General features: G+C 58.4%; 1 protein-coding gene. It reads left to right on the top strand.

Translation table 11 applies throughout. From position 1 onward, the window contains the following. The first annotated feature begins 121 nt into the window (after positions 1-121). Positions 122-1,081: an IS481 family transposase gene (locus AC4FS3_RS28690; RefSeq protein WP_491023367.1), complete on the top strand. Its 960-nt coding sequence runs from the start codon at positions 122-124 to the stop codon at positions 1,079-1,081. Positions 1,082-1,157 lie beyond the last annotated feature (76 nt).

The raw sequence follows: 1,157 nt of genomic DNA, 5'->3' as shown, positions 1-1,157 counted from the left end.
CCCCGTTGCTGGTCCTGGCCGGGACCGGCAACGGGGTCAATGTAGCAGGTCTGAGACACATAAGGTGTTTGATCCCACGGTTTGATGGTGCGATCCTTTCTTTGGAATGGAAGGATGCCCTATGGGACAAATTCGTCACGGCAGCGCCACGACCATGCACGCTGTCCGAGCAGCAATACAGCGATCGCAAGCTTCGCTCGCGCAGCTGAGCCGGGAATTTGGCATCAACCCCAAGACGGTCGCGAAGTGGCGCAAGCGGGCAAGCGTCGAGGACATGAAGACTGGGCCGTCGGAACCGCGCTCGACGGTTCTTTCCGATGCCGAGGAGGCGATGATCGTGGCGTTCCGGCGCCATACGCTGCTGCCGCTGGATGACTGTCTTTACGCCCTGCAGCCATCCATTCCCCATCTGACCCGATCCGCGCTGCACCGCTGCCTGCAGCGCCACGGCATCTCGCGCCTGCCTGATATGGAGGGCGACAAGCCGAAGCGGTCGAAATTCAAACGCTACCCGATCGGCTTCTTCCATATCGATATCGCCGAGGTGCAGACCGCTGAAGGCAAACTATATTTGTTCGTCGGCATCGACCGCACGAGTAAGTTCGCCGTGACCCAACTCGTCGATAGAGCTGACAGGAAGACAGCCTGGGAATTCCTTCAGCACATGCTCGAAGCCGTGCCCTACCAAGTTCACACCATTCTCACCGACAACGGAATCCAGTTCGCAGAGCAGCCGAGGAACCGGAACACCATCTACTCCCGGCCGATGCGCTTCGACATGATCTGCGAAGCAAATGGGATTGAGCATCGGTTGACCAAGCCCAACCATCCCTGGACCAATGGTCAGGTCGAACGGATGAACCGAACCATCAAGGACGCCACCGTCAAGCGCTTCCATTACGCCAGTCACGACCAGCTGCGAACGCACCTCAACGACTTCATGGCAGCCTATAACTTCGCGCGCAGACTCAAGACCCTCGGCGGCCTCACGCCCTACGAATACATCTGCAAAATCTGGACATCAGAGCCAGATCGATTCATCCTAAATCCGATCCACCAGATGCCGGGACTGAACACCTGATGTGTCTCAGACCTGCTACATTGACCCCGTTGCCGGTCCCGGCCAGGACCAGCAACGGGGTAGGATACAGCGCTGA

This window comes from Pseudogemmobacter sp. TB195 (assembly GCF_058313095.1).
The sequence above is the reverse complement of the archived record's forward strand: the minus strand, read 5'-3'. Positions and strand labels throughout refer to the sequence as shown.

Coding starts and splice junctions, on each gene's coding strand:
- AC4FS3_RS28690 (WP_491023367.1), top strand. CDS start 122: ATGGGACAAATTCGTCACGGCAGCGCCACGACCATGCACGCTGTCCGA.